Origin of the sequence: Xanthomonas sp. WCS2018Noco2-27, assembly GCF_031843525.1 — a bacterium.
Lineage (GTDB): Bacteria > Pseudomonadota > Gammaproteobacteria > Xanthomonadales > Xanthomonadaceae > Xanthomonas.
In genome coordinates this window covers 222801-248244 of the sequence record NZ_JAVTIK010000002.1, presented here as the reverse complement: position 1 = coordinate 248244, position 25444 = coordinate 222801, and the positions used below count along the sequence as shown (strand labels likewise).

Sequence of the window (25444 nt, the reverse complement as noted above, 5' to 3'; positions counted from 1 at the left end):
AAAAGAAGAGTGCACAGGGCAATGCAGGGGGACCAACGGGCACATCGCACCTTCGTGATCCTGTGGACACTGGCGACGGCCGTCAAGCTGTTGATTGCCGCACGGCTGCCGCTGTTCGTGGACGAAGCGTTTTATTGGCAGGAAGGCCAGCACCTGGCCGCGGCCTATTCGGATCTGCCGGGCATGACTGCATGGCTGGCGCGCCTGGGTGTGGAGGTTGGCGGGCACCATCTGCTGGCGTTGCGGCTGCCGTTTCTGGCCATCGCCGCGCTGCTGCCATGGTTGATCGCGCACATCGCCACGCGCTGGTTCGGCTCCACGCTGGGCTGGCAGGCGGGCAGTTTGACGCTGCTGATGCCGCTATCGGCCACGCTCGGCATCCTGGCCGTGCCGGACGTGCCGATGGCGTTGGCGGCGGTGTTGTGCATGGATGCCGGTGCGCGGTTGCTGCGCGAGGTCGATGCCACCAGCGCGCTGGAGCTGGCGATCGGTCTGGTCATTGGCGCGCTCAGCCACTACCGCTTCGTCGGTGTGATCGGCATGGGCTGCATCGCGTTGCTGTGCATTCCGCAGGGGCGCGCGGTGCTGCGCGACCCGCGCATCTGGCTGGCGCTGACCGTGGGTGCGGTGAGCTGGCTACCGCTGCTGTTCTGGAACACCGACCATGACGAGGCCGGGCTGCGCTTCCAGTTGGTCGACCGGCATCCGTGGCGGTTCCAGATCAGCGGGCTGTGGTTCTTGCTGATCCAGACGGTGGCGATGACGCCGCTACTGGCCTGGGCGATGGTCAAGGTCAGTCTGGCCGGCACGCGTGCCGGCGGCGGGTCGCGTGCGCAATGGCGCTATTTCGGCTTGCTGGGCGGCATCTCGACCGTGGCGATCTTCGTGCTCGGCTTCTTCAGCGATGCCGAACGGATCAGCTTCCATTGGCCGTTGCCTGGCTACTTCGCATTGCTGGTGGCGGTGCCGGTGATCCTGATGCGCTGGCCGCATTCGCTGCGCCGTGCCGCATGGCTGATCGCGCTGCTCGGCACACTGGGTGCCTACGGCTATTACCTGGCGGTCTCGGTGCCGTCAATCCGTGCGCATGCGGCTGGCGAAAAATACTACCCGCGCAATTTTGCCGGCTGGAACGGTCTGGCGCGTGCGGTCAAACGCCAGTTGGCGCAGATGCCGCCGGGCACGCGCGTGCTGGCAGAAAATTTCAAGGTGGGCGCCGAACTCGGATTTCAATTGCGCGATGCGCAGATCGAGGTGTTGCGCGCCGACTTGAATGACAAGCACGGGCGCAGCGCGCAATTGCAGCAATGGGGCCTGCTCAGCGACGGACGCCGCGATGGCCCGCGTCTGCTGGTGCTGTCGCCCAGCGATCAGCGTTACCGCGATCTGCTCAAGCGTTATCACGCCATCTGCGACATGGTCGGGCCGTTGCCACCGCCCACGGTGGTGTCCACCGATCACGGGTATCAACGTTTTCTGCTGTTCGCACTGCCGGCGCAACGCGCGCCCGGGCCGTGCATCGCCCCGGCGATGGCCTGGATCGATACGCCGCTACCGGATGTGCGCGTGGCTGGCCAGGTCCAGGTGCGCGGGTGGGCGTTCAAGGACGGCGTTGGACTGGCCGATGTGGAGTTGCTGCTCGATGGCCGCCCGGTCGCGCAGGCCGACTACGGCAGCCCGATGGACGTCCGCCCGTACTGGAAGATTTCCACCGACCCGCAGCACCCCAATGTCGGCTTCTCCGCCACCCTCGACACGCACGCGCTGCCGCCCGGCACGCATTGGCTGGGACTGCGCCTGCACGGCCGCGACGGCAGCGTCGAGGACTGGTGGGAGCAGCCCGTTACCGTTTCCGCACCTTAGATCACGCAATGACTGACGCCTTGCCCGTTGTCCATTCCGCACATCTGTCCGGGTTTCGAATCGCTGTGCTGGTGCCGTGCCATAACGAGGCGGCAACCGTTGCCGACGTGGTCGGCGATTTCGCCGCGGCATTGCCGGGGTCGGTGATCCATGTGCTGGACAACAATTCCAGCGACGCCACCGCGTCCAACGCCGCGGCGGCGGGCGCGCAGGTGTGCCGCGTTGCGCTGCAAGGCAAGGGCAATGTGGTGCGGCGTGGATTTGCCGATATCGAAGCCGATATCTATGTGCTGGTGGATGGCGATGCGACTTACGACGCGGCTGCCGCACCGGCGCTGGTGCGCAAGCTCATCGACGAACGGCTGGATATGGTGGTCGGCGCGCGACGCGATCAACAGCAGGCCGCGTATCGGCCAGGGCACCGGCTCGGCAATGTCCTGCTGACGCGCTGCGCGGGGTTGCTGTTCGGGCGCAGTTTCGACGACATGTTGTCCGGGTACCGGGTGTTTTCGCGGCGCTACGTCAAATCCTTTGCGGCGCACGCGCAGGGATTCGAGACCGAAACCGAGCTGGCCGTGCATGCCTTGCAGTTGCGCATGCCGGTGGCCGAGGTCGAAACGGCCTATGGCGTGCGCCCGGAAGGGTCGCAAAGCAAGTTGAATACCTGGCGCGACGGCTGGCGCATCCTCACCACGATTGCAAAATTGTTCAAGGCCGAGCGGCCGTTGTTGTTTTTCTCGATCGGTTTTGCGCTTAGCGCCGCACTGTCGATCGTGCTGGCGATCCCGTTGTTCGAGACCTATCTGCAAACCGGTTTAGTGCCGCGCTTTCCGACCGCGATCCTGTGCGTGGCGCTGATGCTGCTTGGCTTTCTGTTGCTGGCCTGCGGGCTGATCCTGGATACGGTCACGCGTGGACGCGTCGAAGCAAAACATCTGGCCTATCTCGCCGAGCCGGGCGTAGGCAATCGTGTGGCCGCTTCGCATGGCAAGGAAGTGCGCTGATGACATCGGTGAGCATGTCGAAGTGGGCGACGCGTCGGCAGCGTGTGTTGCGCTGGGCGGATGGCCGTTTCGGCTTTCATTCGCAGCGCCAGGTCATCACTGCGGTGATGGCCGTGCTGCTGCTGGGCGCGCTGCTTTCGCTCGGTCTTGGCCAGGATGCCAACTGGGATTTACGCAATTACCACCTGTACATCGGTGATGCGTGGACCCACAACCGTCTGGGCGTGGATCTGGCGCCGGCGCAGATGCAGAGCTACTTCAGTCCGCTGCTCGATAGCCTGCATGCCTGGTTGATGTTGCAGCTGCCCGGGCCGTTGGTCGGGGCGTTATTGGGCGCGCTGCATGCCGTGGTGTTCATTCCGGTGGCAGCGGTGGCGTGGCGTGTCCTGTCCAATGAATCGCGACGCGCGCAGTGGACGCCGCTGTTCGTGCTGGCCGGCATGTGCAGTGCGGTGTTCCTGTCCGAACTGGGCAACACCATGGGCGATACCGCCAGCGCGATCCCGGTGCTGGCGTCGTTGGCGGTCGTGCTGTTGGCGCAGGCCAACGCGCGGCAGGACCGACGTGTCACGTGGTTATGGGTCATCGCCGGCGCACTGATCGGTCTGGCAATCGCGCTCAAGCTCACCAACGCGCTGTACGCGCTGGCCCTGGCGCCGGCGGTGCTTTGCGACGGTGGACGCATGCGCTCGAGGGTTCTGGGGTTGGGCGTGCTTGCTGGTGTCGCCGTGCTCGCCTTGCTGCTCGCGGCCGGGTCCTGGTACTGGCAGGTCTGGCAACATCTGGGCAATCCGCTGTTTCCGCAATTCAACGGCGTGTTCAAGTCGGCGCTGGCTCAGCCGGTATCGATTGCCGATGTTCGCTGGTTGCCGCGCAGCATTGGCGAACATCTGATCTGGCCGCTGCTGTTTACACTCAAACCGCAACGCATCGGCGATCTCGGTCTGGTGCAGGCGGGGTGGGCGGTGTTGTACGCGGTCACGCTGATGGCCGCAGGACGCACCGTGCTGCGTCGTCGCGTGCCCGCAACGAATCGCGATCGCGCAGCGGTTGTGCTGTTGGTGTTCTTCGGTATTGCCTACGCGCTGTGGCAAGCGGTCTTCAGCATCCATCGCTACCTGCTGGTACTGGAGCTGCTTGCGCCCTTGGTGCTGTGGGTCGTGTGCCGGCGCGCCTTCGCGGTGAATGCAGATCGCAAGGCTGGGTGGTTGATCGCTGCGTGTGCGCTGGTTGCGGTGGTTGGATGGAAGGACTGGGGGCATGAGGCATGGGCGCGCGACAGTTTCCAGGTCGAGCAACCGGCGCTTGCCGATCCTGCGGCATCCACGGTGCTGCTGGTCGGCGATGAGCCGCAGTCCTGGCGTGTGCCGCTGTTGCCGCAGCAGGCGCGCTATATCGGTGTTGCGACCAATCTCTCCGAGACCGATCAGTACCGCGAGCGGGTCAGATCCTTGATCGCCGAGCGGTCGCAGCTGTATGCGATGTTGGGTGCGACACGCGACAAGCAGCAATTGCGGATCGATCGCATGAACGGCTGGGCGCAGCAGATTGGCTGGGACATCCAGCCTCAGTGCACGCGGTTGCGCTGGTTGATCGCGCGCGGTCTGCGTGCGGAGCTGGAAGTGTCGCCGGGGCGCTGCGTGCTGCAGGTGCCCAAGGGCAAGGCGCTGGATACCGCCGCTGCAGATCGTGCGGTGCGCGAGTCCGCGCAGCAGCGCCTGGCTGCGTATGGGCTCACCCTGGATCCGTCACGTTGCCGCACCTTGTCCTCGCATGTCGGACAAGCCCAATACCCCTACCAGTTCTGCGCGCTCGCTCGCCCGCAGTAGCGCAAGCGGCCAGGCGTTGTGCGGCCGGGCAGCTGTGTATGGTCATGCGCGGCTTCATTGGCCGCATCCGCACCATCGTGGCTGGAGGTCTGTACTGTCACGGCCGACTTTCGATCGATGCGCCTGAACAGCGTCGCCGCACTCGAAAGCGAGGAACTGGCCTCGGGGCCTCACGGAATCGCAAACCCCGCTTGCCGCAACAGCCGCGCCAGCGCGATCAGCGGCAGGCCGACCAGCGCGGTGGGGTCTTCCGAGCGAATCGCATCGAACAGGCTGATGCCCAGACCTTCGCATTTGAAGCTGCCGGCGCAATCCAGTGCGGGCTCGGCGGCCAGGTAGCGTTCGATCTCCACCGGTGTCAGCGGGCGCAGCTGTACCTCGGTCACGTCCAGCGCGTGCAGGTGGTGATCAGGGCCGATCAGGCTGACGGCGGTGTGGAAGCGCACAACGCGCCCGGACATGGCGCCTAGCTGCGCGCGTGCCTGGTCCAGGGTTCCCGGTTTGCCCAGGGCACGCCCGTCCAGATCGGCGACCTGGTCCGAGCCGATGACCCAGGCGTCGGGCGCATGCGCGGCCACTGCGGCGGCCTTTTCGGTAGCCAGGCGGCTGGCCAGCGCGCTCGGTGCTTCACCCGGCAGCGCCTGCTCGTCGACCTCCGGGCGGGCGGTGGTGAAGTCCAGTTGCAGACGGCCGAGCAGCTCGCGCCGGTAGACGGAGGTGGAGGCAAGGATCAGGCGTGGCATCATGGGCGCCGAAAAGGAGGGGCAGGGGAGTCTGCCAGCCCGCACGCCGCGCAGCACATGTGAATGGGTGCATTTGACATGGCTACTGCGGGTCTTTAACATTCTGCGGCTTATGTCCGCGAACGTACCCGAAATGCTGGATGCTTGGCGGATGGTCGCAGCGCGCAGGCGCTTCGATGGCCGCATCCCGCTATCTGCGATGACCCGCTTGCAGGGGAGTCTGGTCGATACCGATGGCGAATGTGTTTATTCGCTTCAGTTCGATCAGGACGATCTGCTCAAGGTCGCCTATGTCGAACTCAGCATCGATGTCGAGCTGCCGCTGGCCTGCCAGCGCACCTTGCAGCGTTTTCTGTATCCGGTGCAGATCAGGCAGCGTCTTGGCCTGATCCGCAACGAAGACGAAGAGTCCGCGTTGCCACTCGATTACGAAGCCTTGCTGGTGCCCGATGACGGCATGCTGCGGGCGGTGGATCTGGTGGAAGACGAACTGGTGCTGTCGGTGCCAGTGGTGCCGATGGCGCCGGGCAGCGAGGCCGTCGAGGCGGAGTGGGTGCCGAGCCAGGAAGAGCAAGACAAGGCCAGTCCGTTCGCGGCGCTGGCAGCGTTGAAGAAACAGTAACCGCCGCTGTTAAGGGCGGAAAGACAGGTCGACGCGGGCGTAGAGCGTGCTGTTCGACTCAACAGACAAGTTATCGAACTAAAGTTGGAGCAATCCCATGGCTGTGCAGAAATCCCGTGTCACCCCGTCGCGTCGCGGCCAGCGTCGTTCGCACGATGCCCTCACCGCCAAGCAGCTGTCGACCGATCCGACCAGCGGCGAGATCCATCTGCGCCACCACATCACCGCTGACGGTTACTACCGCGGCAAGAAGGTGATCACGACCAAGTCGTCGGCCGTCCAAGAAGATTGATCCGTGGCGCCCGCCGCAGTTTTGTTGGCGGGTGACCCTCGATACTTCCGGAGCCGCCAATCACCGCGGCTCTTGCACCAGGAAACAGCATGAGCAAGCGGATCTATTCCAGAATCGCGGGCACGGGTAGCTATTTGCCCGAAAAGGTGTTGACCAACGACGACATGTCCAAGATCGTCGACACCAGCGATGAATGGATCTTCTCGCGCACTGGTATCCGTGAGCGTCACATCGTCGCCGACGACCAGACCACCAGCGATCTGGCGTATTTCGCCTCGCTGAAGGCGATGGAAGCGGCCGGTGTCACCGCCGACGAGATCGACCTGATCGTCATCGGCACCACCACGCCCGACCTGATCTTCCCGTCCACTGCCTGCCTGCTGCAGGCGCGGCTGGGCAACGTCGGTTGCGGAGCGATGGACGTCAATGCCGCCTGTTCGGGCTTTGTCTACGCGCTCAGCGTGGCCGACAAGTTCGTGCGCAGCGGCGATGCAAAAACCGTGCTGGTGGTAGGTGCGGAAACGCTGACCCGTATCGTCGACTGGACCGACCGCACCACCTGCGTGCTGTTTGGCGACGGCGCTGGCGCGGTGATCCTCAAAGCCGACGAAGAGACCGGCATCCTCAGCACCCATCTGCATGCCGACGGCAGCAAGAAAGAGCTGCTGTGGGACCCGGTGGGCGTATCGGTCGGTTTTGGCGAAGGCAAGAATGGTGGCGGTACGTTGCTGATGAAGGGCAACGACGTCTTCAAATATGCGGTCAAGGCGCTGGATTCGGTGGTCGATGAGACCCTGGCGGCCAACGGCTACGACAAGCACGACCTGGATTGGCTGATTCCGCATCAGGCCAATCTGCGCATCATCGAAGCCACCGCCAAGCGGCTGGATCTGCCGATGGAGCAGGTGGTTGTCACCGTGGATCGCCACGGCAACACCTCGTCGGCCTCGGTGCCGCTGGCGCTGGACGAAGCGGTCCGCTCGGGTCGCGTGCAGCGTGGCCAATTGCTGCTGCTGGAAGCGTTCGGTGGTGGATTTACCTGGGGCTCGGCGCTGCTGCGCTACTGAGTTCCGCAGACCCTGCCGCCTCGGCGGACAGGGTCTGGCGCTGTCAGGGCGATGCGTCCTGCAGAAACGACGTCAAACGCGCTGTGATCGCTGGACCGTGCTCCGGCGTAAGCCGTCTGCCGCTGCAATCGGCCGGTCTCGCTCGGTCTCTTCATCTTTCCATTCTCTTCGCATGCTGCTGGGGCTTGGGTGTTGTCCGCCCTGGGTCGCACCGTGGCGGCAATTCCGCGCGCGGTCCTGCATGTCTGGCGGATCGGCGAGTTGCATGCGTATCCGGTCAATAGTCCGCGAGTTGGCTTGGCTGTAACCAAATTGCGCTGATCCCCAGCGACAACGCTCGCTTGTTTTGAGGCAGCCTTGCGATGCCGATACGCCCATGCGCGACCATCGTTGGGACACTCTGCAAGCCTCTGCCGCACGCAATGCAGGGTCCGACTTGAGCAGTGTGTTTGCTCTGACGCTGGTATTGGCCGGTCTGCCTGGACCGGTTTACCGATGGCCATCTCGGCCTGCGGCGGGGGTTGTTCCTGCCCGGCCAAGTGTTGCCGCAGGCCGGGCTGCATACGCGGCAGTACAGACGCTAGAGCGATTTCGCACGTATCATCCCGGCTCGATTTTTGCTGGCAGCCGCGCGTGACTGAATCCACTCTCGCCTTCGTTTTCCCCGGTCAGGGGTCGCAGTCTTTGGGGATGCTGGCCGAACTGTCCGAATTGCATCCGCAGATTCGCGAAACGTTTGCCGAAGCCTCGGAGGGTGCTGGTGTCGACCTCTGGGCGTTGTCCCAGGGCGGCCCGGAAGAAATGCTCAACCGCACCGAGTACACCCAGCCGGCGCTGCTGGCGGCGGGCGTGGCGGTGTGGCGGCTGTGGACTGCGCAGCGTGGCGCGCGCCCGGCTGTGTTGGCTGGGCACAGCCTGGGCGAATACACCGCGTTGGTCGCTTCTGGTGCCTTGTCGCTGCATGACGGCGCGCATCTGGTGCGGTTACGCGGGCAGTTCATGCAGGCCGCAGCGCCGGCCGGTGTCGGTGCGATGGCCGCCGTGTTGGGCGCCGAAGACGCCCTGGTGCTGGAAGTCTGCGCCGAGGCGGCAGGCAGCCAGGTGGTGGTGCCGGCCAACTTCAATTCGCCCGGCCAGATCGTGATCGGCGGCGATGCGGCGGCGGTGGATCGTGCGCTGGCCTTGCTGGCCGAGCGCGGCGTGCGCAAGGCGGTCAAGCTGGCGGTGAGCGTGCCGTCGCACACTCCGCTGATGCGCGATGCGGCCAATCAACTCGGCGAAGCGATGGCCGGGTTGGCCTGGCACGCTCCGCAGATTCCGGTGGTGCAGAACGTCGATGCGCGCGTGCACGAGGGTAGCGCGGCGATTCGCCAGGCCTTGGTTGAGCAGCTCTACCTGCCGGTGCAGTGGACCGGCTGCGTGCAGGCGCTGGCGGCCCAGGGCATCACCAAGATCGCCGAATGCGGCCCGGGCAAGGTGTTGAGCGGGCTGATCAAGCGGATCGACAAGAGCCTGGACGCCCGCCCGCTGGCCACGCCAGCCGATTACGCCGGCGCGCTCGACGCGTGGGTGCACTGATCCGACGCACATGCCGGTGGTACCGGCATCCCTCGACGCTTGCGGCACTGATCGCAGCGTCCCCCTTCGAGGAACAGTAGTCATGAGCAAGCCTATGCAGGGCGAAATCGCCCTCGTCACCGGCGCCAGTCGCGGAATCGGCGCGGCCATTGCCGACACCTTGGCCGCCCAGGGCGCCACCGTGATCGGTACCGCCACCTCGGCCTCCGGTGCCACGGCCATCGGCGAGCGGCTGGCGGCCCATGGCGGCCACGGTCGCGAACTCAACGTCACCGATGGGGCGGCGGTCGATGGCCTGATCGAGGCGATCGGCAAGGAATTCGGCGCCATCTCGATTCTGGTCAACAACGCCGGCATCACCCGCGACAACCTGTTGATGCGGATGAAGGACGACGACTGGCAAGCCATCATCGACACCAATTTGACCAGCGTGTTCCGCACCTCCAAGGCGGTGATGCGCGGCATGATGAAGGCGCGCAAGGGCCGCATCATCAATATCGCCTCGGTGGTCGGTGTGACCGGCAATCCGGGGCAGACCAACTACGCCGCGGCCAAGGCCGGCATCATCGCGTTCTCCAAGTCGCTGGCCAAGGAAATCGGTTCGCGCGGGATTACCGTGAATGTGGTGGCGCCCGGTTTCATCGATACCGACATGACCAAGGCGTTGCCGGAGGAGGCCAAGGCCGCCTTGCTGCAGCAGATCGCGCTCGGTCACCTGGGTGCGCCGGAGGACATCGCCAACGCGGTGGCGTTCCTGGCCGGCCCGACCGCCCGCTATATCACCGGTGAGACCCTGCACGTCAACGGTGGCATGTACATGCCGTGAGCGTGCGCCGCCGGGAGGCGCTAAGTGGCTGATCGGCCGGGACTTGTGATGCAATGCAAGGCTCGGGCGCTTCCACTACACTATCCAACGCGGCCATCGCAGCGGCGATGGCGTTTTTTTCGTACCACCACTACTCCAGCTGGAGCGATATCCCCAATGAGCACCATCGAAGAACGCGTCAAGAAAATCGTCGTCGAACAACTCGGCGTCAAGGAAGAGGAAGTCACCACCAGCGCATCGTTCGTCGATGACCTGGGTGCCGACTCGCTGGACACCGTCGAGCTGGTGATGGCGCTGGAAGAAGAGTTCGAGTGCGAGATCCCGGACGAAGAGGCCGAGAAGATCACGTCGGTCCAGCAGGCGATCGACTACGTCAAGGCTCACGTCAAGAGCTGATGCGTTGTTCCTGACTGCGGTGGCGTGCATTACGCCGCTGCTGCGTCAGACATTCCATGGGGCCGCTGATGCGGCCCTGTGTTTTTCAAGCGTCACCCGCAAACCGCAAGCACCGTCCGTTCCGTGGTGAGGAGATCTGCAATGAGTCGTCGTGTTGTCGTTACCGGCATGGGCATGGTGTCGCCGCTGGGCAATGATCTGGCCAGCAGCTGGGATGGGATCATCCACGGGCGCTCAGGCATTGGCCCGATCACGCAGATCGATGCGTCGCAGTTCACCACCAAGATCGCCGGCGAAATCAAGAATTTCGACCCCACGCTTTTTGTGTCCGCCAAGGACGTCAAAAAGATGGATTCGTTCATCCACTACGGTGTCGGTGCGTCGTTCATGGCGCTGGACGACTCCGGCCTGGTCATCGACGAAAGCAATGCCGAACGCGTTGGCGCCATTCTTGGCTCCGGCATCGGCGGGCTGCTCGGTATCGAAGAGCAGACCATCAAATTTCATGAGGGCGGCGCGCGCAAGATTTCGCCGTTCTATGTGCCCAGTACCATCATCAACATGCTGCCGGGCCAGGTCAGCCTGATCAAAGGCCTGAAGGGCCCGACGTTCTCGGCCGTGTCGGCGTGCGCCACGTCCAATCACTCGATTGGCACGGCGATGCGCATGATCCAGTACGGCGATGCCGACGTGATGCTGGCCGGCGGTGCCGAGCGCGGGTCCTCGCCGAGCTCGGTGGGCGGGTTCTGCGCGATGAAGGCGATGTCCACCCGTAACGACGATCCCATCGCTGCATCGCGTCCCTGGGACAAGCAGCGCGACGGCTTCGTGCTGGGCGACGGCGCCGGCGTGCTGGTGCTGGAAGAGTACGAACACGCCAAGGCGCGTGGCGCGCGCATCTATGCCGAGCTGGTCGGCTTCGGCGCCAGCTCCGACGCGTTCCACATGACCGCCCCCAGCGAAGACGGCGAAGGCGCGGCGCGCAGCATGGTGGCCGCCATGCGCGATGCCAAGCTCAACCCCGAGCAGATCGGTTACCTCAACGCGCACGGCACCTCCACGCCGCTGGGCGATCTGGCCGAAACGTTGGCGATGAAGCGCGCGTTGGGCGATCACGCCTACAAGACCATGGTCAGCTCGACCAAGTCGATGACCGGTCATCTGCTCGGCGCGGCCGGCGGTGTGGAAGCGATCTTCTCGGTGATGGCGCTGCACACCGGCATCATCCCGCCGACCATCAACCTGGAAGAACCCAGCGAAGGCTGCGACCTGGATTACGTGCCGAACGTGGCGCGCGAAGTCCAGGTGGATGCGGTGATGTCCAACGGCTTCGGCTTTGGCGGCACCAACGGCACACTGGTGTTCAAGCGCGTCTGAGTCGGCGCGTCTGCGCGCTCGCACGGCGCGTCACGCAACAGTCCTTGGCCGCCGCGCGCACTGCGTTCGTGCGGCCAGCCGGACAGTGTTGGCTTGACCTATTCCTGATCCACGCACCGCGCGCGCTGCCTTTTAGAAGGCGGCGCGCTTTTGCATCTCACGCCACCCCGGACCGATGACGCTCACCCGATCACTGCACGCGGACATCGATTTGCTGGCGCTGCATCGGTTGGCGCCGCAGCGGTACCCGGCGTTGCTGGAATCCACCGCTTCCGGTACCGAGCATGGGCGCTGGGATGTGCTGTTGCTGGCAGATGGCTCCAGCCTGCGGCTGGATCCGGATGGCGTGACGCGCGATGGCGATGGTCAAGCGCTCGAATGCAATTTTTTGGACGCGCTGGATGCCGCCTGGCACGCCGAACGGCTGCCGCGCGATGCGACCAGCGCATTGCCGTTTCGTGGCGGCTGGGCGGTATTGCTGGACTACGAATTGGCCGCGCAGGTCGAGCCGATCCTGCAGCTGCCTGCGCGGACCGACCGCCTGCCGAGCGCGCTCGCCTTGCGTGCGCCGGCGGCGGTGTTGCGCGATCGCGTGGACGGGCGCTGCATCGCGCTGGCCGAACCGGGGCGCGAGGATTTGCTAAATCGCATCGACGACGACATTTCCGCCTGCGCTGCGCTGCCGCCGTTGCCGGCCTGGGTCAGGCCGGTTGCGGTGGACGAAGACGTGCCCGAGCGCTTTACCAATGCGGTGCAGCGGGTGCTCGATTACCTGCGTGCCGGCGATGTGTTCCAGGCCAATATCTCGCGCGCCTGGAATGCACGCTTTGCCGCGGCGGTGGATCCGGCGGCGCTACACGCCCGGTTGCGTTCGGCCAACCCCGCGCCGTTCGCCGGCGTGTTTGTGGCGGCCGGGCGCGCGGTAGTGAGCTCGTCGCCCGAGCGGCTGGTGTCGGTGCACGGCGATGCGGTGCAGACGCGCCCGATCGCCGGAACGCGCGCGCGCTTTGCCGGTGACGACGATGCGGCGCGCATCCGCGAGCTGGTCGGCCACCCGAAAGAACGCGCCGAGCACGTGATGCTGATCGACCTGGAGCGCAACGACCTGGGCCGGATCTGCGTGCCGGGTACGGTGGAGGTGGACGAGCTGATGGCGGTGGAAAGCTATGCCCACGTGCATCACATCGTCAGCAACGTGCGTGGCCGTCTGCGCGCCGGGGTCACGCCGGGCGAGGTGATCGCGGCGGTGTTTCCGGGTGGCACGATTACCGGCTGCCCGAAGGTGCGCTGCATGCAGATCATCGCCGAGCTCGAACAGACCGCGCGCGGCGCCTACACCGGCGCGTTCGGCTGGCTCAACCGCGACGGCGACATGGATCTGAACATCCTGATCCGCACCGCGGAGGTGGCGGGTGCGCAGGTGCGCTTCCGCACCGGCGCCGGCATCGTGGTGGACTCGGACCCGCAACGCGAGCTGGACGAAACCCGCGCCAAGGCGCGTGGGGTGCTGCGTGCGATCGAGCCGACATGAGCGCTTCAACGGGACATCACCGGCGCGCGGTATCCTGCGCGGCGCTAGGGCAATGACGAGGTGGGTGTGGCGGTGACTGGCAAACGCGGATGTCTGGCCGTGCTGGGCACGGCATTGCTGCTCGTAGCGCTGCTGGCGATTGCCGCGCTGGTGGCATGGCGGCATTACCTGCACTTCGCGCAGACGCCGGTGAGTGCCACGGCGCCCAGCGTGGTGATTGCGCCGGGCGATTCGCTCAGGGCCACCTTGCGCAAATTGCGCGAGGCCGGCATCGCGCAAGGCACCGATCTGGAATGGCAGCTGCTGGCGCGTCAGGTCGATGCGGCCGGCAAACTCAAGGTGGGCGAGTACGCGTTGGCGCCGGCCCTGTCGCCGCGCGAATTGCTCGGCCGCATGCGCCAGGGGCGGGTGATCCAATACCGTTTCACGATTGTGGAAGGCTGGAATTTCCGCCAGTTGCGCGCCGCGCTGGCCACCGCCACGCCATTGCAGCAGACCATCGGCAACCTGGATGATGCCGCGCTGATGGCGCGGGTAGGTGTTGTCAATCAGCATCCGGAAGGCCGCTTCCTGCCGGAGACCTATCTGTATCAACGCGGCGACAGCGATCTGGATGTGCTCAAACGCGCCCATGCGGCGATGGACAAGGCGCTGGCGCAGGCCTGGGAGCAGCGCGCCGCCAACTTGCCGCTGACCTCGCCAGAGCAGGCGCTGATCCTGGCGTCCATCATCGAAAAAGAAACCGCGCTGGGCAGCGAGCGGCCGTTGATCGCCGGGGTGTTCCTGCGCCGCCTGCAGCTGGGCATGAAGCTGCAGACCGACCCCACTGTGATCTACGGCATCGGCAGCAGCTACGACGGCAACATCCGCCGCCGCGACCTGACCACCGATACCCCGTACAACACCTATACCCGCACCGGCCTGACCCCCACGCCGATCGCCATGCCCGGCCGCGAGGCACTGCTGGCAGCGGTGCGCCCGGCACCCGGTGATGCGCTGTATTTCGTGGCCGTTGGCGACGGTACCGGCGCGCATGCGTTTTCGGCCACCCTGGCCGACCATAACGCGGCGGTGGCGCGCTACCTGCAGCGTCGCCGCCTGCCGAACATGCCGCAACCGGAGCCCACGCCATGACCGCCGTGTTTTCGCCCTGGCAGCAGCGCGCCTTCGACCAGACGGTGGCAGCGCTGGATGCCGGCCGGCTCGGACACGGACTGCTGATCTGCGGCCCGGAAGGATTGGGCAAGCGCGGCGTGGCATTGGCGCTGGCCGAACACGTGCTGGCCAGCTCGCCGGACCCGGCGTTGGCCCAGCGCACGCGGCAATTGATCGCCGCCGGCACCCATCCGGATCTGCAGCTGATTTCGTTCATTCCCAATCGCACCGGCGACAAGCTGCGCACGGAAATCGTCATCGAGCAGGTGCGCGAGGTGTCGCAAAAGCTGTCGCTGACGCCGCAGTACGGCATCGCCCAGGTGGTGATCGTCGACCCGGCCGATGCGATCAATCGCGCCGCCTGCAACGCCTTGCTCAAGACCCTGGAAGAGCCCTCGCCGGGCCGCTACCTGTGGCTGATCAGCGCGCAGCCGGCGCGTTTGCCGGCCACCATCCGCAGCCGTTGCCAGCGTCTGGAATTCAAGCTGCCGCCTGCGCACGAAGCACTGGACTGGTTGTTGGCACAAGGCATCAGCGAGCGTGCCGCGCAGGATGCCCTGGACGCCGCACGCGGCCACCCCGGGCTGGCCGCACAGTGGTTGCGCGAGGACGGCCTGACGGTGCGTCGCGCGGTGGCGCAGGACCTGGAGCAGATCGCCAGCGGCCGCGCCGGTGTGGTGGAGGTTGCGCAGCGCTGGACCAACGACGGCCAGGCCGATCAGCGCCTGCGGCATGCCGCCGACCTGGCGTTGGCGCAGGCCTCGGCCGGCTTGACCGATCCATCGCGGTTGCACAAGCTGGCGACCTGGTTCGACGCCGCCAATCGCACACGCGATTTGCTGCGCACCACCGTCCGCGCCGACCTGGCAGTGACGGAATTGCTGCTGGCCTGGCGCGATGGAGCGCACCAGACACGTTCTAGGGGAACTCGATGAGTGCAATGAATGCACGCCAAGGCATTTTGTCGCTGGCGTTGAAAGACAAGCCGGCGCTCTACAGCGCGTACATGCCGTTCGTCAAAGGCGGCGGCATCTTCGTGCCCACGCCCAAGCGCTACATGCTGGGCGATGAAGTTTTCCTGCTGCTGACCCTGCCCGATTCCAGCGAGCGCCTGCCGGTGGCCGGCAAGGTGATCTGGACCACGCCTGCGGGCGCGCAGGGCAACCGCGCCGCCGGCATCGGCGTGCAGTTTCCGGACGGCCCGGAAGGCGAGGCGGTGCGCAACAAGATCGAAACCCTGCTGGCCGGCCTGACCACCTCGGACAAGCCGACGCATACGATGTGATGCGGTTGTTGTTGGACATGCGGCCGGCCGCCGGCCGCCGCAGAACTGCAGCGGCAGGGGTGCCACTGGTTGCAGTGCGCTGACTGCGGTGTAGGTGAGACTCCTGCCAGGTGGGAATGAGCCATCAGGAGCCAGGCAAGTGATCGGCTTGGCGCTACGGCCAGCCAGTTAACGTGCGTGATGCCGGGCAGAGAGGGGCAGCGCCGCCGGCTGGCGGGAGGAGGCCGGCGTCTGCAAACTGCCTTGGTTTTCAGTAGGCATCCACCGGGTCGAACGCGGCTGTTGACGATTACTGCAGCTGCCCTATAATGTGCGGCTCGCGTCACCGGGCGGTTAGCTCAGCGGTAGAGCATTGCCTTCACACGGCAAGGGTCACAAGTTCGAACCTTGTACCGCCCACCATGAATTCATAGTCAGATGAAAACCGGCGAAAGCCGGTTTTTTTCTTTGCCGCAGTGTCGTAGCGGCTACATGGATGGGTGATGCGATAGCGCCGCAGTCCTCATTCTTATGCAGCACTCGGCAGCAACTGCCACTCATTCAGCGGCATGCATTCTGTGCAGTGGTTCGCGTTGGCGCGAGACATCGCGGTTTAGCGTTTCTTGCGCGTTCGATCAGGACTCGCCATCTGCAGGGCTTGGACGCTGCGGTTAATCGATTGCGCCAGTGATGAATCCGTGTGCCAGGGTCGCTGTCTCACATTTGGTAGTGGCGCTGCATTGCATTTCGAGAAGCGGTGCACGTAAGCACTTTTCGCTAGGGTCGGCGCCTTGCGAGCTCGACAGGGACTTGCCATCCTGCAAGGCCCCGGATCGAGATGGAGTGGCGATGAAGACGCTGCTTGGAAGTGCGCTGGTTGCGATGTTGTTGTTGGCCGGGTGCGCGCGCGATGTTGGCGAGCAGTACGTGGGCAAGTGGGTCAATGTGAAGTCGCAGAAGAATGTGCTGAGCATCGAGCACAATGGCGAGAGCTTCATCATTCGCGACACCACGCCGGAGCTGTTCGGCAGTGGCGTGAGGACCCGAAATTATCCGGCGCTGCTGACCAAGGGTGTGCTGCAGGTGTCCAGCGGCAGCGGTACGGTCAATTACGCGATCGACGAGGCGACGGGTCGACTGAGCACGGGCGATACCGAGTACACGCGGATCAAGTAATCGCTGCATCGGCGCGTGCGTGCTGATTGTCGCGCTCAGCAGCATCTCGTGCTGCTGCATGCAGTAGTGCATCACCCGATGTACGGCATCGCTCGTGTCCTACCTGCGCTGAAAGCCTGGCCAACGTGCAGTGTTCAACGCTGTGGCGCCATGGCCTGTGCCTGCATCCAGCGCCACAAGGTGGTGCGCGAAACACCGAGTGCTTGAGCGGCGAGGGCACGGTTGCCGTTGGCGCGTTCCAGTGCCGTGCGCACCGCTGCGGCGGTGAGTTGCAGGCGCGATGCTGCAAGCTCGGTGTGCGCCTGTGGTGCAGGGTCGCTGGCGTGTGCGTCGAACAGTTCCGGCGCCCAGCGTTGGAGTTGTTCCAGGCTCAGGTGGTCATGCGCTTGTGCTTTCCAGTGAATGCATAAGCGTTCAACCAGGTTGCGTAGTTCGCGCACATTGCCCGGCCATGCATGCTGTTGCAGCCGTTGTAGCGCTGCGGGCGACAATGGTGATGCGATGCTGCCCAATTGCTGAAAATAATGCGTCAGTAGCATCGCAATGTCGTCGGGGCGGTGGCGTAACGGCGGCAGTGCGATGCCTAGTGCGTTCAAACGGTAGAACAGGTCGCGACGAAAACGCCCTTGCTCGACCAGGGAATGCAGATCCTGCAGGCTGGCAGCGATCACGCGCACATCCACCGCAATTGGCACGGTGGCGCCGACGCGCAGCACTTCGCGCTCTTCCAACACGCGTAGCAGGCGCGTCTGTAGTGGCATCGGCAATTCGCCGATCTCGTCGAGAAACAACGTGCCGTCCTGCGCGGCTTCGATCAGGCCGGTGTGGCCGCCGCGGCGTGCGCCGGTGAAAGCGCCATCGCTGTAGCCGAACAATTCCGCTTCCAGCAGCGATTCGGTGATGGCGCCGCAATTGATCGCGACAAAGCGGCCGCGCCGGCGACTGCCGGCATGCAGTTGTCGGGCGACCAACTCCTTGCCGGTCCCGGTCTGGCCGCTGATCAACACGGTGCCCGCGTGCGGCGCATACAACTGCACCAGCTCGCGGACGTGCACCATTGCCGTGTCGTCGCCGAGCAGCGCGTCGCTGCGGCGTGTCCGTCGTGCGTTGCTGCGGGCGGCTGGGCGTTCCTGGCTGGAAGCAGTGCCTAATGCGATGGCGTTTTCCAGCGCGTGACGGACCGAATCTGCCGAGTACAGCAGCACGCCGGGCAGGCCGGCCTGCTCGGCGAAATCGATCGCCATGCCGGTGCCCACGATGACCTGGATACCGCCGGCACGCAGGTCGGCAATGCAGTCGCGCGCGTCTTCGGCGGTGACGAAGCGGCGATGTTCGATGTCCAGGTCGAAGCTGCGCTGGAAGGCGTGAAACGAGGGAACGTCGCTGGCATGGGTCACCACGCCGATGCGTGGCGCGATGCGGCGCGCACGCGCCAGCGCTTCCATCAGGTCGAAGCCGGTGGCCTGGATCGGCGCCAGCGGCAACGCGAGCCGGCTGCGCAGGTAGGCGGCGTTGGAGCCGCCAGCGACCAGGACGTCGCAGCGCTCGCGGCGCAGGCGCTGGCCGATGACGTCCACGGCGTCGGCAAAGCCGAGGTTGATCTGCTCGATCCGCGCGCGCTGGTCGAATTCGGGGATGACGTCGGCAAGCAGGCCGGTCAGTCGCGACACGCTGACGGTCCAGATCACCGGTGACGATGTGTCTGCCGGATCGGCGGGGGAGGGGTTACGCATCGATGTTGGCGTGTTCCATGGGTGTTTCATGTTGCGTCAGGCGTTGCATATTCGCAACGATTCGCTGACGGTGCCCAGTGGAATCAAGCGCTTGCGATTGGCACGACGTTTGCGAACTATCCACTATCCCATCCCAGGAATCGCCATGACGTCCTCGCCCCTTTCTTCCGCCGGTACCCGCTTCCGCGCGGCGCTGGCCGCCGAGTCGCCGCTGCAGGTCATCGGTGCGATCAATGCCAACCATGCCCTGCTGGCCCAGCGTGCCGGGTATCAGGCCATCTATCTGTCGGGCGGCGGCGTGGCGGCGGGTTCGTTGGGGCTGCCGGACCTGGGCATCAATACGTTGGAAGATGTGCTGATCGATGTGCGCCGCATTACCGATGTGTGCGGGTTGCCGCTGCTGGTGGACGTGGACACCGGCTTCGGGCCGAGCGCGTTCAACATCGAGCGCACCATCAAATCGTTGATCAAGGCGGGCGCGGCCGGTTGCCATATCGAAGACCAGGTCGGCGCCAAGCGCTGCGGGCATCGGCCGGGCAAGGAGATCGTCAGTCAGGGCGAGATGGTGGACCGGGTCAAGGCGGCGGCCGATGCCAAGACCGACCCGGCGTTCTTTTTGATCGCGCGGACCGATGCCATCCAGATGGAAGGCGTGGACGCGGCGATCGAGCGCGCCATCGCCTGCGTGGAAGCGGGTGCCGATGGCATCTTTGCCGAGGCCGCCTACGACCTGGACACCTACAAGCGCTTTGTCGATGCGGTGGGCGTGCCGGTGCTGGCCAATATCACCGAGTTCGGCAAGACGCCGCTGTTTACGCGCGACCAACTGGCCGCTGCCGGCGTGGCGATCCAGTTGTTTCCGCTGTCGGCATTTCGTGCGGCCAACAAGGCCGCCGAGGATGTCTACACCGCGATCCGGCGCGATGGCCATCAACAAGCGGTACTGGAAACCATGCAGACGCGCGAAGAACTGTACGAACGCATCGGCTACCACGATTACGAACAACGCCTGGATGCACTGTTTGCACGCAAAGGCGCATGATCGCCGCTTGCTGCGTCCACCTGGTCACTCCTCCGTGACACCGCAACACGCCACAGCTTGGGAGCTCATCGCATGAACGACACCACCATTCCCGGTTTCAAGCCGAAAAAATCCGTTGCCCTGTCGGGCACTGCTGCAGGCAACACCGCGCTGTGCACCGTGGGGCGCAGCGGCAATGATCTGCACTATCGCGGTTACGACATTCTGGATCTGGCAACCACCAGCGAGTTCGAAGAAATTGCGTATCTGCTGGTGCACGGCAAGTTGCCCAATAGCGGCGAATTGCGCGGTTACAAGACCAAGTTGCGGTCGTTGCGTGGTGTGCCGGCCGCCGTGAAAGCGGCGCTGGAGCAACTGCCGCCGTCGGCGCACCCGATGGATGTGATGCGCACCGGCGTCTCGGTGCTGGGCTGCCTGCAGCCGGAAAAAGACGACCATAACCATCCGGGCGCGCGCGACATCGCCGACAAGCTGATGGCGTCGTTGGGCTCGATGCTGCTGTATTGGTATCACTACAGCCATAACGGCAAGCGCATCGAAGTGGAAACCGATGACGATTCGATCGGCGGGCATTTCCTGCATCTGCTGCACGGGTTTGCGCCGAAGGATTCATGGGTGCGTGCAATGCACACCAGCCTGATCCTGTATGCCGAGCACGAGTTCAACGCGTCCACGTTTGCATGCCGGGTGATCGCCGGCACCGGCAGCGATATGTACAGCGCCATCGCCGGTGGCATCGGCGCGCTGCGCGGACCCAAGCACGGCGGCGCCAACGAAGTGGCCTTCGAAATACAGAAGCGCTACGACACCCCGGATGAAGCGGAAGCCGATATCAAGGCGCGCGTGGAGCGCAAGGAAGTGGTGATCGGCTTTGGCCACCCGGTGTACACGGTGTCCGACCCGCGTAACAAGGTGATCAAGGACGTGGCGCGCGAGCTGTCCGATGCGCAGGGCAGCCGCAAGATGTACGACATTGCCGAGCGCCTGGAAACGGTGATGTGGGACATCAAGAAGATGTTCCCCAACCTCGATTGGTTCAGTGCGGTGAGCTACCACATGATGGGCGTGCCGACGGCGATGTTTACGCCACTGTTCGTGCTGGCACGCACGGCCGGTTGGAGCGCGCACATCATCGAGCAGCGCGTGGATGGCAAGATCATTCGCCCGTCGGCTAACTACACCGGGCCGGAAGATCAGGTCTTCGTGCCGTTGGATCAGCGCGCCTGACTGTGTGGGCGGCGCTGGCCCTCATCCGCCCTTCGGGCACCTTCTCCCGCTTGCGGGAGAAGGGCGCCGCAGCCGCACCGTAGTAGCAGCGGCACCGGATAGCAGCACCGCAACCGCACCGCAATCGCAGCACTGCAACCGCACAGCAATAGCAGTACCGCAACCGCAAGAAACCTCGCCCGCCTTGTGATATCGCCAGCCATGAACAGCCAGTACCGCAAGCCCTTGCCGGGCACCTCGTTGGAGTATTTCGATGCACGCGCCGCAGTGGATGCGTTGCAGCCGGGCGCGTATGCAACGCTGCCGTACACCGCGCGCGTGCATGCCGAAAACCTGGTGCGGCGCGCCGAGCCGCAGATGCTGGAGGCCTACCTGCGCCAGCTGATCGAGCGCAAGCGCGACCTGGATTTCCCGTGGTTTCCAGCGCGTGTGGTCTGCCACGACATCCTGGGGCAGACCGCGCTGGTGGATCTGGCCGGCTTGCGCGATGCCATCGCCGAGCAGGGCGGCGACCCGGCGCAGGTCAGTCCGGTGGTGCCGGTGCAGTTGATCGTCGATCACTCGCTGGCAGTGGAATACGCCGGTTTCGACAAGCAGGCCTTTGCCAAGAATCGCAGCGTGGAAGATCGCCGCAATGCCGATCGCTTTCACTTCATCGAATGGACCAAGCGTGCGTTCGAGAACATGGAAGTGATTCCGCCGGGCAACGGGATCATGCATCAGATCAATCTGGAGAAGATGTCGCCGGTGATCTACACACTGGATGGCGTGGCGTTTCCGGATACCTGCGTGGGCACCGACAGTCACACCCCGCACGTGGATGCATTGGGCGTGATCGCCGTGGGTGTGGGCGGGCTGGAAGCGGAGACCGTGATGTTGGGGCGTGCATCGTGGATGCGGTTGCCCGACATCATCGGCGTGGAATTGTTGGGCCGGCCGGCGCCGGGCATCACCGCCACTGACATCGTGCTGGCCTTGACCGAATTCCTGCGCCAGCAGCGCGTAGTCGGTGCGTATCTGGAGTTTTACGGTGCCGGCGCCAGCGCGCTGACCATCGGCGACCGCGCTACCATCTCCAATATGACGCCGGAATTCGGCGCGACCGCGGCGATGTTCTACATCGACCAGCAGACCATCGACTACCTGCGGCTGACCGGCCGCGAGGACGTGCAGATTGCGCTGGTGGAAACCTACGCACGGCATACCGGCTTGTGGGCCGACGCTCTGGTCACCGCGCAATACGAGCGTGTGCTGCAGTTCGACTTGTCGAGCGTGGTGCGCAACATGGCCGGCCCGTCCAACCCGCACAAGCGGGTGGCGACCACCGAGCTGGCAAGCCGTGGCATCGCCGCTGCGTGGGAAGACGTGCCAGGGCAGATGCCCGATGGCGCGGTGATCATCGCGGCGATCACCTCGTGCACCAACACCTCCAATCCACGCAACGTCATCGCGGCTGGCCTGCTGGCACGCAACGCCAATGCGCGTGGCCTGACCCGCAAACCGTGGGTGAAAAGTTCGCTGGCGCCCGGCTCCAAGGCGGTGCAGCTGTATCTGGAAGAGGCCGGCTTGCTGAGCGAGCTGGAGCAACTGGGCTTCGGCATCGTGGCGTTTGCGTGCACCACCTGCAATGGCATGAGCGGCGCGCTGGACCCGGTGATCCAGCAGGAGATCATCGACCGCGACCTGTATGCGACGGCGGTGTTGTCGGGCAATCGCAATTTCGATGGGCGCATTCATCCGTATGCCAAGCAGGCGTTTCTCGCTTCGCCTCCGCTGGTGATCGCCTATGCCATCGCAGGAACGGTGCGCTTCGATATCGAAAAGGATGCGCTTGGCATCGATGCGGATGGCACACCGATCACGCTGAAGGATCTGTGGCCGAGCGATGCGGAGATCGATGCGGTTGTGGCGCGCAGCGTCAAGCCAGAACATTTCCGCAGCGTGTACGACCCGATGTTCAAGCGCAGCGTTGGGCAGGGCGCACGCGTGAGCCCGCTGTACGACTGGCGCCCGACCAGCACCTATATTCGCCGTCCGCCGTATTGGGAGGGCGCGTTGGCCGGTGTACGCACGCTGCATGGCATGCGCGCGCTGGCGGTGCTGGGCGACAACATCACCACCGATCACCTGTCTCCCTCCAACGCCATCATGGCAAGCAGTGCGGCCGGCGAATACCTGGCGCAAATGGGCGTGCCGGAAGAAGACTTCAATTCTTACGCCACCCATCGCGGCGACCATCTCACCGCGCAACGCGCCACCTTCGCCAACCCGAAGTTGGTCAACGAAATGGCCGTGGTGGATGGGCAGGTCACCGCCGGTTCGCTGGCACGGTTGGAGCCGGACGGGCAGGTCGTGCGCATGTGGGAGGCGATCGAAACCTATATGACGCGCAAGCAGCCGTTGGTCATCATTGCCGGCGCCGATTACGGGCAGGGTTCCTCGCGCGACTGGGCGGCCAAGGGCGTAAGGCTGGCGGGCGTGGAAGCGATCGTGGCCGAAGGCTTCGAGCGGATCCACCGCACCAACCTGATCGGCATGGGCGTGCTGCCGCTGGAATTCAAGCCGGGCACCGATCGCAAGACACTAGGTATCGACGGTAGCGAAACATTCGACGTGATGGGCGAGCGTACGCCAGGCGCAACGCTGACGTTATCGATCCATCGCCGCAACGGCGAGCAGCTGCAGGTGCCGGTGACCTGCCGTCTGGATACTGCGGAAGAAGTGGCGATCTATGAAGCCGGTGGCGTGTTGCAGCGGTTTGCGCAGGATTTTCTGGAAGCGAGCAAGGTGGCGTAGGCATCGGTATGTCTTCGACACCACGATTGATTTTTATGTTGAAGCCGCCGCCGGACGTGCTTGACCTGATGTCTGGCGTGGTTGCTGCTCATGGCTTTGACACGGCACTTGGGGGAACACTCTTCGAAGTGTGTAATTGGCATCAATCGCTGAGTGACAGATATGAGGGCGTGGATGCGCGTGCGGCCATGCTGCGCGCTGGGAGCCGCGTCGATGCCGCCGCAGTGACGTTGCGCTTGAATCGCATCACCACCTCCGGCGCAGGTCCAATGCATTGCGCGTTTCGGGCATATGGCGTGCCTTCCGAGTTCACCGCGCTGCTGAAGGCGGTTGCTATGGCGCTGCAGGCAGAGCAGCTACCGCCTGGAGGCGGACATACCCCGCATATCACGATCAGCTACAAGGCGCCCACAAAGCTGGACGCGCGTATTCCGGCGATCGTCTGGCACAGCGACACCTTGCTGCTTGTCGAAGCTGGGGGAGCGCCGTATCGCTACACCCCCATCGCGCAATGGCCATTGTGTCCTGCTGCCGGCTTGGGTGAGCAGGCGCAATGTTCGCTGCCGTTCTGAACGTCGAAAGACGGATCAGGCGTCAGCCACGCTCTCGGCTGCGCTAGCCATGCAAGGCGATACTGGCCCGCGTTGCGCTGCCTGTCTTGCTACTTCGTTGCTTTCAAGGACCCTCCATGTCATTTGTTCCCCAACTCCGCATCCCCGCCACCTACCTGCGCGGTGGCACCAGCAAGGGCGTGTTTTTCCGCCTGCAGGATCTGCCGGTTGCCGCACAACAGCCGGGGCCGGCGCGCGATGCGTTGTTGCTGCGGGTGATCGGTAGCCCCGATCCGTATGCCAAGCAGATCGATGGCATGGGCGGGGCCACGTCCAGTACCAGCAAGAGCGTGATCGTCTCTGCCAGTGCGCGCGACGGGCATGATGTGGACTATCTGTTCGGGCAGGTGTCCATCGATAGCGCGTTCGTGGATTGGAGCGGCAACTGCGGCAACCTGTCGGCGGCGGTGGGGCCGTTTGCGATCGCCAATGGCCTGGTCGATGCGGCGCGGGTGCCGCATGATGGTGTGGCGACGGTGCGGATCTGGCAGGCCAATATCGGTAAGACCATCGTGGCGCATGTGCCGATGAGCGACGGCCAGGTGCAGGAAATCGGCGACTTTGAGCTGGATGGGGTGACCTTTCCCGCCGCCGAAGTGCAGCTGGAATTTCTCGACCCCGCCGATGCGGCCGAAGGCGAGGGCGTTGCGATGTTTCCCACCGGCAAGCTGATCGATCAGCTGGAGATTCCTGGCCTGGGCACGATCGCCGCCACGCTGATCAATGCCGGCATCCCGACCATTTTTGTCAACGCGCATGACCTGGGTTACACCGGCACCGAATTGCAGGACGCGATCAATGGCGATCCGCGGGCGCTGGCCATGTTCGAAACGTTGCGCGCGCATGGCGCGGTGCGGATGGGGTTGATTGCCAGCATCGACGAAGCCGCCACGCGCCAGCACACCCCCAAGGTCGCCTTCGTTGCGCCGCCCGCCGACTACACCGCCTCCAGCGGCAAGCCGGTGCTTGCTGGCGAGATCGATCTGCTGGTGCGTGCGATGTCGATGGGCAAGTTGCACCACGCGATGATGGGCACTGCCGCCGTCGCCATCGGGACCGCAGCGGCCGTTCCCGGCACCCTGGTCAATTTGGCCGCAGGCGGCGCGACGCGCTCGGCAGTGCGCTTCGGCCATCCGTCCGGCACCTTGCGTGTCGGTGCGGAGGCGACACTGGTGGACGGGCAGTGGCAGGTGACCAAGGCGCTGATGAGCCGCAGTGCGCGCGTGCTGATGGAAGGTTGGGTGCGCGTGCCGGGTGATGTTGCCAAGGTCAAGTGAACGGAAAACGGATGCATGTGGGTGGATGTCTCCGG

At 64.7% G+C, this 25444-nt stretch carries 22 protein-coding genes and 1 tRNA gene; 21 read left to right on the top strand and 2 right to left on the bottom strand.

Going from position 1 to position 25444, the window contains the following annotated elements; genetic code table 11:
• Positions 1-21: 21 nt before the first annotated feature.
• From RQH86_RS06075 to RQH86_RS06065, 3 genes are read left to right on the top strand one after another with little or no spacing between them, the layout of a single operon-like run.
• On the top strand, positions 22-1863 hold the full coding sequence (locus RQH86_RS06075; RefSeq protein WP_311239697.1) for a glycosyltransferase family 39 protein: 1842 nt from the start codon (positions 22-24) through the stop codon (positions 1861-1863).
• 8 nt (positions 1864-1871) lie between these two features.
• Positions 1872-2867, top strand: a complete 996-nt coding sequence (locus RQH86_RS06070) for a glycosyltransferase (protein ID WP_311239696.1) — start codon at positions 1872-1874, stop codon at positions 2865-2867.
• Positions 2867-4696: a hypothetical protein gene (locus RQH86_RS06065; protein WP_311239695.1), complete on the top strand. Its 1830-nt coding sequence runs from the start codon at positions 2867-2869 to the stop codon at positions 4694-4696. The genes RQH86_RS06070 and RQH86_RS06065 overlap by 1 nt, the downstream gene beginning before the upstream one ends.
• A 170-nt stretch (positions 4697-4866) precedes the next feature.
• Here RQH86_RS06065 and RQH86_RS06060 read toward each other — a convergent pair whose 3' ends face one another.
• Positions 4867-5442 carry a Maf family nucleotide pyrophosphatase gene (locus tag RQH86_RS06060; protein ID WP_311239694.1) on the bottom strand — a complete coding sequence of 192 codons (576 nt, stop codon included), beginning with the start codon at positions 5440-5442 and terminating at the stop codon, positions 4867-4869.
• Between the two features lie 109 nt (positions 5443-5551).
• Between RQH86_RS06060 and RQH86_RS06055 the strand changes: the two genes are divergently transcribed.
• The 13 genes from RQH86_RS06055 to RQH86_RS05995 all read left to right on the top strand — a co-directional run bounded on the left by RQH86_RS06055 (position 5552) and on the right by RQH86_RS05995 (position 16723).
• The gene (locus RQH86_RS06055; RefSeq protein WP_055845836.1) at positions 5552-6061 is read left to right on the top strand and encodes a YceD family protein; all 510 of its coding nucleotides are present in this window, start codon (positions 5552-5554) and stop codon (positions 6059-6061) included.
• Between the two features lie 97 nt (positions 6062-6158).
• Positions 6159-6353: a 50S ribosomal protein L32 gene (gene rpmF / locus RQH86_RS06050; RefSeq protein WP_010368401.1), complete on the top strand. Its 195-nt coding sequence runs from the start codon at positions 6159-6161 to the stop codon at positions 6351-6353.
• 89 nt (positions 6354-6442) lie between these two features.
• Positions 6443-7420, top strand: coding sequence for a beta-ketoacyl-ACP synthase III (locus tag RQH86_RS06045; protein WP_055845834.1), 978 nt, complete (start codon positions 6443-6445; stop codon positions 7418-7420).
• 633 nt (positions 7421-8053) lie between these two features.
• A complete protein-coding gene (gene fabD / locus RQH86_RS06040) occupies positions 8054-8998 on the top strand; it encodes an ACP S-malonyltransferase (RefSeq protein ID WP_115512333.1) in 945 nt (314 codons plus the stop codon).
• Positions 8999-9080: 82 nt separating this feature from the next.
• Positions 9081-9824: a 3-oxoacyl-ACP reductase FabG gene (gene fabG, locus RQH86_RS06035; RefSeq protein WP_311239693.1), complete on the top strand. Its 744-nt coding sequence runs from the start codon at positions 9081-9083 to the stop codon at positions 9822-9824.
• 156 nt (positions 9825-9980) lie between these two features.
• On the top strand, positions 9981-10220 hold the full coding sequence (gene acpP / locus RQH86_RS06030; RefSeq protein WP_002814322.1) for an acyl carrier protein: 240 nt from the start codon (positions 9981-9983) through the stop codon (positions 10218-10220).
• 141 nt (positions 10221-10361) lie between these two features.
• Positions 10362-11597, top strand: coding sequence for a beta-ketoacyl-ACP synthase II (fabF, locus tag RQH86_RS06025; RefSeq protein ID WP_115512332.1), 1236 nt, complete (start codon positions 10362-10364; stop codon positions 11595-11597).
• Positions 11598-11772: 175 nt separating this feature from the next.
• The gene (locus RQH86_RS06020) at positions 11773-13128 is read left to right on the top strand and encodes an aminodeoxychorismate synthase component I (protein WP_311239692.1); all 1356 of its coding nucleotides are present in this window, start codon (positions 11773-11775) and stop codon (positions 13126-13128) included.
• A gap of 60 nt (positions 13129-13188) precedes the next feature.
• On the top strand, positions 13189-14262 hold the full coding sequence (gene mltG, locus RQH86_RS06015) for an endolytic transglycosylase MltG (RefSeq protein WP_311239691.1): 1074 nt from the start codon (positions 13189-13191) through the stop codon (positions 14260-14262).
• Entirely contained in the window at positions 14259-15218 is a 960-nt protein-coding gene (locus RQH86_RS06010; RefSeq protein WP_311239690.1) for a DNA polymerase III subunit delta', read from the top strand. Before mltG ends, RQH86_RS06010 begins: the two co-directional genes overlap by 4 nt.
• The gene (locus RQH86_RS06005; protein WP_003483889.1) at positions 15215-15568 is read left to right on the top strand and encodes a PilZ domain-containing protein; all 354 of its coding nucleotides are present in this window, start codon (positions 15215-15217) and stop codon (positions 15566-15568) included. Before RQH86_RS06010 ends, RQH86_RS06005 begins: the two co-directional genes overlap by 4 nt.
• A 327-nt stretch (positions 15569-15895) precedes the next feature.
• Positions 15896-15970, top strand: a tRNA-Val gene (locus tag RQH86_RS06000).
• Positions 15971-16396: 426 nt separating this feature from the next.
• Complete coding sequence (locus RQH86_RS05995) at positions 16397-16723, top strand: hypothetical protein (protein ID WP_104617099.1); 327 nt, start codon at positions 16397-16399, stop codon at positions 16721-16723.
• A 134-nt stretch (positions 16724-16857) separates the two neighbouring features.
• Here RQH86_RS05995 and prpR read toward each other — a convergent pair whose 3' ends face one another.
• Complete coding sequence (prpR, locus tag RQH86_RS05990; protein ID WP_311239714.1) at positions 16858-18456, bottom strand: propionate catabolism operon regulatory protein PrpR; 1599 nt, start codon at positions 18454-18456, stop codon at positions 16858-16860.
• A 145-nt stretch (positions 18457-18601) separates the two neighbouring features.
• On the opposite strand from prpR, the gene prpB reads away from it, so the two are divergent.
• From prpB to prpF, 5 genes are all read left to right on the top strand, one after another.
• Positions 18602-19498, top strand: coding sequence for a methylisocitrate lyase (gene prpB / locus RQH86_RS05985; RefSeq protein ID WP_311239689.1), 897 nt, complete (start codon positions 18602-18604; stop codon positions 19496-19498).
• A gap of 72 nt (positions 19499-19570) precedes the next feature.
• Positions 19571-20725, top strand: a complete 1155-nt coding sequence (gene prpC, locus RQH86_RS05980; RefSeq protein ID WP_311239688.1) for a 2-methylcitrate synthase — start codon at positions 19571-19573, stop codon at positions 20723-20725.
• 201 nt (positions 20726-20926) lie between these two features.
• Complete coding sequence (gene acnD, locus RQH86_RS05975) at positions 20927-23521, top strand: Fe/S-dependent 2-methylisocitrate dehydratase AcnD (RefSeq protein ID WP_311239687.1); 2595 nt, start codon at positions 20927-20929, stop codon at positions 23519-23521.
• Positions 23522-23529: 8 nt separating this feature from the next.
• Positions 23530-24093 (top strand): hypothetical protein, encoded by a 564-nt coding sequence (locus tag RQH86_RS05970; protein ID WP_311239686.1) that lies wholly within the window; start codon positions 23530-23532, stop codon positions 24091-24093.
• Between the two features lie 116 nt (positions 24094-24209).
• Positions 24210-25409, top strand: coding sequence for a 2-methylaconitate cis-trans isomerase PrpF (prpF, locus tag RQH86_RS05965; protein WP_311239685.1), 1200 nt, complete (start codon positions 24210-24212; stop codon positions 25407-25409).
• Positions 25410-25444 lie beyond the last annotated feature (35 nt).